Raw genomic sequence first — 8,663 nt, forward strand, 5'->3', positions numbered from 1 at the left:
ACCATCACCGCCCACAACACCGGCTGCACGACGTCGACCCGGTCCAGCCACTCCTCCGACTCCGACCGCAACACCGACACCAACGACCAGTCCACAAACGGCGCAAGAGCCGCCTCACACTCCGCAACCCGCCCCGCGAACACCGGCGACGAACCCAACAACCCCGCAGCCATCCCCAACCACTGCGAACCCTGACCCGGGAACACCAACACCGGCCGACCGACCGGCAAGGCGGTCCCCGAGACGACACCCGGTACGGCCTCGCCGGTGCTCAGCGCCACCAGACCGGACATCAACTCGGCGCGGTCCCCGGCCGATACGACGCCGCGATGCTCCAGCGCCGACCGGGACACGGCCAGCGCGGATGCCAGCGCGGCCGGCTCGATCTCGGGATGCTCGGCCACGAAGTCGGCCAATCGCCGCGCCTGTGCCCGCAGCGCGCCGTCCGACCGGGCAGACACCACGAACTGCCGGGCAATGGCGGGGGTGTTCGTCACGTCGGGTTCGGACACCGGCACCGCTGTGGGCGCGTGCTCCAGTACGACGTGTGCGTTGGTGCCGCTGGCGCCGAAGGACGACACGCCGGCCCGGCGGGGACGGCCCGTCTCCGGCCACTCGCGGGTCTCGGTCAACAACTCGACCGCACCCGCCGCCCAATCCACGTGCGGCGACGGCTCGTCCACATGCAGCGTCCGCGGCAGTACACCCGCACGCATCGCCATGACCATCTTGATCACACCCGCGACACCCGCCGCGGCCTGCGCATGACCGATATTCGACTTCAACGACCCCAGATACAACGGCTGTTCGTCGAAGCGGTCCCGGCCGTAGGTCGCGATGATCGCCTGCGCCTCGATCGGGTCGCCCAGGGTCGTACCGGTGCCGTGCGCCTCCACCGCGTCCACGTCCCGGCTGCTCAGGCCCGCATTGGCGAGCGCCTGGCCGATGACCCGCTGCTGCGACGGACCGTTGGGCGCGGTCAGACCGTTGCTCGCACCATCCTGGTTGACCGCCGTGCCGCGCACCGTAGCCAGCACCCGGTGGCCGTTGCGCCGGGCGTCGGAGAGCCGTTCCACCAGCAGCACACCGACACCCTCGGACCAGCCGGTCCCGTCGGCCGCGGACGAGAACGCCTTGCACCGACCGTCCGGCGACAGCCCACGCTGGCGGCTGAACTCGACGAACACCTCGGGCGTCGACATCACCGTCACACCACCGACCAGCGCCATCGAGCATTCGCCGCTGCGCAGCGCCTGGCCGGCCAGGTGCAGGGCCACCAGCGACGAGGAGCAGGCCGTGTCCACGGTCACCGCCGGGCCCTCGAACCCGAAGGTGTAGGAAACCCGACCGGAGACGGCACTACCCGACTTGCCGGTCAGCGCGTACCCCTCGACCTCGGCGTTCACCGGGCCCGTGCCGTCCACGTAGTCGTGGTACATGACGCCGGCGAACACGCCGGTCCGGCTGCCGCGCAACGTGGCCGGATCGATCCCGGCCCGCTCGAACACCTCCCACGAGGTCTCCAGCAACAACCGCTGCTGCGGGTCCATCGCCAACGCCTCACGCGGCGAGATCCCGAAGAAGCCGGCGTCGAACAGCCCCGCGTCATAGAGGAATCCGCCCTCGGACGCATAGCTCTTCCCGGACGCCGCAGGATCCGGGTCGTACAGGTTCTCCAGGTCCCAGCCACGATCGTCGGGGAACCCGGCGATCGCGTCCCGGCCGGCCGCGACGAGGTCCCACAGGTCCTCCGGCGAGGCCACCCCGCCCGGATAGCGGCACGCCATCCCGACGATCACCACGGGATCCCCGTCGACCACCACCCCCGCGACCGGCCCCGCGTCGACCGCGACGGCACCCACCAACTCGGCCCGCAGATAACCCGCGATCGCCGCCGGAGTCGGATAGTCGAACACCAACGTGGCCGGCAACCGCAGACCCGTCGCCGCACCCAACCGGTTCCGCAGATCCACCGCCAACATCGAATCGAACCCGAGATCCTTGAACGCCCGCCCAGCGCCCACCACCTCACCCGACTCGTGACCCAACACGAGTGAGACGTTCGTCCGGACCAGGTGGAGGATCTCGGCCTCGCGCGCCTCGTCGTCGAGCACCGCAAGCCGGGACGCGAAGGTGGATCCGGCCGCGTCGGCCGCACCGGTCGCGATCCGACGGCTCGTCGCGCGTACCAACCCGCGCAACACGTCCGGCAACGCGCCGGCAGCCGCGCGGGTCCGCAGCGCCGCCGGGTCGAGCAGGACCGGCAGGAGGTGCGCCGCGTCGGAGCGCACGGCGGCGTCGAAGAGAGCGAGCCCGTCCTCGTCGGTCAGGGCGCGCACCCCGCGACGCAGCGCCCGGGCGGCCGCGCTGCCCTCGGTATCGGCGGTCATACCGCTGGATCGGGCCCACGGGCCCCAGCCGAGGGAGATTCCGGGGCGGCCGGATGCCCGGCGGTGTTCCGCCAGGGCGTCCAGGAACGCGTTGGCCGCCGCGTAGTTCGCCTGACCGCTGTTGCCGAACACACTCGCGGCGGAGGAGAAGAGCACGAAAGCGGCGAGGTCCAGATCGCGGGTCAACTCGTGCAGGTTCACCGCACCGTCCACCTTGGACCGCAACACGGTGTGCAACCGCTCGTCGGTCAACGCCTCCACCAGGCCGTCGTCCAACAACCCCGCCGCATGCACCACACCGGTCAACGGAACCCGAAGACCCTCCAGCACACGGACCAGCACATCCCGATCGGCCGCATCGCCCGCCTCGACCACAACGGACGCGCCCAGCTCCGTCAGCTCCGCCACCAAATCGGGGGCTCCGGAAGCCTGTTCGCCCCGGCGACTGAGCAACACCAGGCTCCGCACGCCGTATTCGGTCACCAGATGCCGGGCCACCAAAGCGCCCAACGTGCCCGTACCGCCGGTGATCAGCACCGTGCCCGCACCGAACGACGAGCCCTCGACGCCCGCATCGACCGCATGCCGCACCAGACGCGGCACCGACACCACATCCCCACGAACGACAACCTCACGCTCGCCGCACGCCAAAGCCCCGGACAACCCGGCAACCCAATCCCCGCCATCGACGTCGACCAGCGCGAACCGGTCCGGATGCTCCGTCGCCGCCGACCGCACCAGACCCCACACCACCGACGACGCCACATCCGACACCACCGACCCCGACCCGGACCCCACCGCACCCCGAGTCACCACCACCAGACGCGACCCCACAAAACGCCCGTCACCCAACCACCCCCGCACCACCGACAACACCCCCACCGCAACCGCATGCGCGGCCTCGGCATCCGGGAAGGCCCCGGCCGGGTCGGCGGCGTCCTGCGACGACGAGATCCCGCACGGAAGCAGCACGACCTCCGGAATCGGGCCACCCGCGTCGACGGCTGCGCCGAGCGCGCCGAGGTCCGAGTACACGGCCAGGGGCCCGGCGGCCGGTTGCGCGTCGATCGCGGCCAGTACCGCCCACTCCTCGGGCAGCGACTCGCCCATCGCATCGGCCGAGCTCGGGGCAGGCACCCAGTCGACACGGAACATGCTTCGGGCACGGTCGCCCCGCGCCTCCCGGAACTCCTCGATCGAGACCGGCCTGACCACCAGCGAGTCGACGGTCAGCACCGACCGACCGGCCTGGTCGGCCAGTTCGACGGCAACCTCGTCGGGACCGAGGTGCGCAAGTCGTACGCGCAGCGCGGTCGCACCGGTCGCGGCCAGGGACACGCCCGCCCAACGGCTCGGCAGCCGCAGGCGTCCGTCCGCGGGGCCGCCGAGGGCAATGCCGTGCAACGCGGCGTCCAGCAGGGCCGGATGGATGCCGAATCCGGACGGAGCCTCGTCGTCCGTGGGCAGCGCCACCTCGGCGCAGAGGTCGTCCCCGACGCGCCAGGCCGCCCGCAACCCGCGGAAGAGGCCGCCGTAGTCGTGTCCCGCCTCGGCCAGGCCGTCGTAGAAGCCGTCGAGGTCGATCGCCTGTGCGCCGGCCGGTGGCCAGGCCGCGGCCCACTCGACCTCCCGGCCCGCACCGGTCGCCAATACGGCCGTGGCGTGCCGCGTCCAGCCGTCGGCGGCATCCGCGTCGGCCGGGCGGGAATAGATGCCCAGGCCGTACGTCCCGACGTCGGCGGACTCGTCCACCCGTAGCTGGATGCGTACCGCGCCCTGGTCCGGAATCCGCAGCGGGGCCTCCAGGACGAGTTCCTCCAGCAGGTCGCAGCCCACCTCGTCCGCCGCGCGAACGGCCAGGTCGACCACGGCCGCGCCGGGAAGCACCACCGATCCGGCAACCCGGTGACCGGCCAGCCACGCGTGCGAGCCGAGGGAGAGCGATCCGGTCAGGACGAGGCCGTCGGAGTCGGCCAGCCGTACCGCAGCCCCGAGCAGCGGGTGGTCGGCCATGGTCAGTCCCGCCGACGTGAGGTCGCCGGCGGTCGAACCGGCAGTCGCCGGCCAGTACCGCCTGCGCTGGAAGGCGTACGTCGGCAGTTCCACCGGCCCGGCGCCCCCGCCGTCCAGCAGCGGTCGCCAGTCGACCGGCAGGCCCACGGCGAACGCCTCGGCAAGCGCCGCGGTGAACCGGTCACGGCCCCCCTCGCCCCGACGCAGCGTGCCCATGGATACCGCTCGGGCCTCGGCGGACTCGATGGTGTCCCCGATCGAACCGGTCAGGACGGGGTGTGCGCTGGTCTCGACGAAGGTGTCGAAGCCCTGCGCGAGCAGCAGCCGCACCGTCTCCTCGAACCGCACGGTCTCGCGCAGATTCGTGTACCAGTACTCCGCGTCGAGCGCGGCGCCCTCCACCCGCTCCGCCGCCACCGCCGAATAGAACGGAACCACCGGCGCCATCGGCTCGACATCCGCCAACTCCACCAGGAGCCGCTCCCGAATGGACTCCACCTGCACCGAGTGCGACGCGTAGTCCACCGGCACCCGACGCGCCCACACATCCCGCGCGTCACAGTCGGCAAGCAACTCGTCCAGCGCGGCGGGCTCACCCGCCACCGTCACCGACGCCGGACCATTCACCGCCGCCACCGACACCCGACCCTCGAACCCCGCGATCAGCTCCCGCACCCGATCCACCGGCAAACCGACCGACGCCATCCCACCCGAACCGGCCAGCGCCAAAATCGCCCGACTCCGCAACGCCACAACCTTCGCCGCGTCCTGCAACGACAACGCACCCGCCACACACGCCGCAGCGATCTCACCCTGCGAATGCCCCACCACCGCACCCGGCTCGACCCCGAACGACCGCCACAACTCGGCCAACGAGACCATCACCGCCCACAACACCGGCTGCACCACATCCACCCGGTCGAGCCACTCCTCCGACCCCGACCGCAACACAGACACCAACGACCAGTCCACAAACGGCGCAAGAGCCGCCTCACACTCGCCAACCCGCCCCGCGAACACCGGCGACGAACCCAACAACCCCGCAGCCATCCCCAACCACTGCGAACCCTGACCAGGAAAGACGAAGACCGTCCGGCGCGCAGCCTGTGCGATCCCCTGCACCACACCCGTCGCGGGTACGCCGGCCGCCAGCGCCTCCAGGCCCGCCGTCAACTCGGCACGGTTCCCGGCCAGTACGACGCCACGATGCTCCAGTGCCGACCGCGATGCGGCCAACGCCAGGGCCAGTGCTCCCGGTTCGGCCTCCACCCGATCGGCGAGGAACGAGATCAGCCGACCCGCCTGTGCCCGCAACGCGACATCCGAGGCACCGGACAGTACGAACGGCAGTGCCAACCCCGGCGGATCCTGCGCCGGAACCCCGGCCGGATCGGCACCCCGTTCCGGCTCCGCCAACGGCTCCGGTGTCGTGGCGGGCGCCTGTTCCAGCACCACATGCGCGTTCGTACCGCTGATCCCGAACGACGAGACACCCGCTCGCCGCGGTCGACCCGTGTCCGGCCACTCCCGCGCCTCGGTCAACAGCTCGACGTCGCCCGCCATCCAGTCCACATGCGAGGACGGCGCGTCGACATGCAGCGTGCGCGGCAGTACACCCTCGCGCAGCGCCATGATCATCTTGATCACGCCGCCGACGCCCGAGGCCGCCTGGGCATGGCCGATGTTCGACTTCAACGACCCGAGATACAGCGGCTGTTCGTCGCCACGGTCGCGGCCGTACGTGGCCAGCAACGCCTCCGCTTCGATCGGGTCGCCGAGCGTGGTACCGGTCCCGTGTGCCTCGACCGCATCCACGTCCCGCGCACTCAACCGACCGTTCGCCAACGCCTGCCGGATCACCCGCTGCTGCGAGGGACCGTTCGGCGCGGTCAGCCCGTTGCTCGCACCGTCCTGATTCACCGCGGAGCCGCGGACCACGGCAAGTACCCGGTGGCCATTGCGCTGCGCGTCCGAGAGCCGCTCCATCAGCAGCACGCCGACGCCCTCGGACCAGGCCGTGCCGTCGGCACCGTCCGCGAACGCCTTGCAGCGGCCGTCGTCGGCCAGTCCCCGTTGGCGACTGAACTCGATGAACATGTCGGGGCTGGACATGATGGTCGCGCCGCCGGCCAGTGCCATCGTGCACTCGCCCCGGCGCAGGGCCTGGGAGGCCAGATGCAGGGCGACGAGCGACGAGGAGCAGGCCGTGTCCACGGTCACCGCCGGGCCCTCGAACCCGAAGGAGTAGGCCAGTCGGCCCGAGGCGACACTGCCGGTGGTGCCGGTGAGTCGGTAGCCCTCGACGGCTTCCGGCGTGCGGCTCAGCAACGGCCCGTAGTCCTGCGACACGGCACCGATGAACACACCGGTCGCACTCGCCTTCAGCGGTGCGGGGTCGATCCCGGCCCGCTCGAACACCTCCCACGACGACTCCAGCAACAACCGCTGCTGCGGATCCATCGCCAACGCCTCACGCGGCGAGATCCCGAAGAACTCGGCGTCGAAGTCGGCGACCCGGTCGAGGAAGCCGCCCGCACGGACGTAGGTCTTGCCCGAGCTGTCCGGGTCGGGGTCGTAGATGCCCTCCAGGTCCCAGCCGCGGTCGGTCGGGAAGTCGCCGATCGCGTCGCGGCCCTCGGCCACCAGCCGCCACAGATCCTCCGGCGAGCCGACACCGCCCGGGAACCGGCAGGCCATGCCGACGATCGCGATCGGTTCGTCGTCCCCGACCGACACCGTGGGTGCGGGCAACGCGGGTGGTGTCGCACCCGGTTCACCCAGAATCCGGGTCTTGAGGTGCCGGGCCAGCGCGACCGGTGTCGGGTAGTCGAAGGTCAGCGAGCCGGAGAGGTGCAGGGCGGTCGCGGCATTGAGCCGGTTGCGCAGTTCGACCGCGGCAAGGGAGTCGAACCCCACCGCCTTGAAGGTTTGTTCCGCCCCGATCAGGTCGGCCGACGTGTGGCCGAGCACGAGGGCGGCCTGGGTCCGGACCAAGTCGGTGAGCAGTTGCTCCTGTTCCGCCCCGGACCGCCCCGACAGCCGTTGGGACAGGGCGGATTCGCCGCCCACTGCCGCCACCGCGACCTGCGCGGCACGGCGGGCCCGGGTGCGCACCAGGCCGCGCAACAGTGCGGGAGTCGCGCCCTGGGTGGCTTGCGCCCCGAGTGCCGTGTGGTCCAGCCGGACGGCGGCGAGGTTCGCGGCACCGAGGTGCAGGGCCGCGTCGAGCAGGCCGAGGCCCTGTTCGGCGGTCATCGCAACGATGCCGGCGCGGCGCATCCGGGCCAGATCCCGGCGACCGAGTTGCCCGGTCATACCGCTGGCGTCGGCCCACAGACCCCATGCGACGGAGGTGCCGGGAAGCCCGGCGAACCGACGGCGGGCGGCGAGGGCGTCCAGGAACGTGTTCGCGGCGGCATAGTTGGCCTGCCCCGGGGTGCCCAGCAGGCCGGCGACCGAGGAGAAGAGCACGAAGGCGGAGAGGTCGTGGTCGGCGGTCAGTTCGTGCAGGTTGATCGCGCCGTCGACCTTCGCGCGCAGCACGTGCCCGAGCTGTTCGGGGGTCATCGACTCGATCAGGCCGTCGTCGACGACACCGGCGGCATGCACGATCGCGGTGAGCGGGGCAGCCACGGGTATTCGGGCGAGCAGCGCGGCGACGGCTTCCCGATCGGCCGTGTCACACGCCTCGACCACCACGCGGGCGCCGAGGGCCACCAGGTCGTCCGTCAACTCCCGGGCGCCGGGTGCGTCCGGCCCCCGACGGCCGGCCAACACCAGGTTGCGAATGCCGTATCGGCTGACGAGATGGCGGGCCACCAGGGCACCGAGCGTGCCGGTCCCGCCGGTGATCAGCACCGTGCCGTCCGGGTCGAGCGGCACCGGCATGCCCAATACCAACTTGCCCACGTGCCGCGCCTGCGACATGAACCGGAACGCCTCCGGCGCCCGCCGCACATCGAACGACCGCACCGGAAGCGGCTCCAGGACAGCCGCCTCGAACAGGCCCAACAGGTCGCCGAGCAACGCCCCGATGCGCTCCGGCCCCACGTCCAACAGGTCGTACGCCTGATACGAGACACCCGGATGGGCCGCCTGAACCGCATCCGCATCCCGGATGTCGGTCTTGCCCATCTCCAACAACCGGCCGCCATCGGCCAACAACCGCAACGACGCGTCCACGAACTCGCCCGCAAGCGAGTTCAACACCACATCCACACCACGACCACCGGTCGCCGCACGGAACCGCTCCTCGAAATC

1 protein-coding gene is annotated in these 8,663 nt (G+C 71.4%); it reads right to left on the minus strand.

Translation table 11 applies throughout. The annotated features are described in order from the left end of the window. Window positions 1–8,612, minus strand: an 8,612-nt coding sequence (locus tag ACH4U8_RS45950; RefSeq protein WP_395784729.1) for an SDR family NAD(P)-dependent oxidoreductase, incomplete at its 3' end; no start/stop codon positions are given. Between the last annotated feature and the right edge of the window lie 51 nt (window positions 8,613–8,663).

Origin of the sequence: Embleya sp. NPDC020886 (assembly GCF_044333915.1) — a bacterium.
Classification (GTDB): domain Bacteria; phylum Actinomycetota; class Actinomycetes; order Streptomycetales; family Streptomycetaceae; genus Embleya.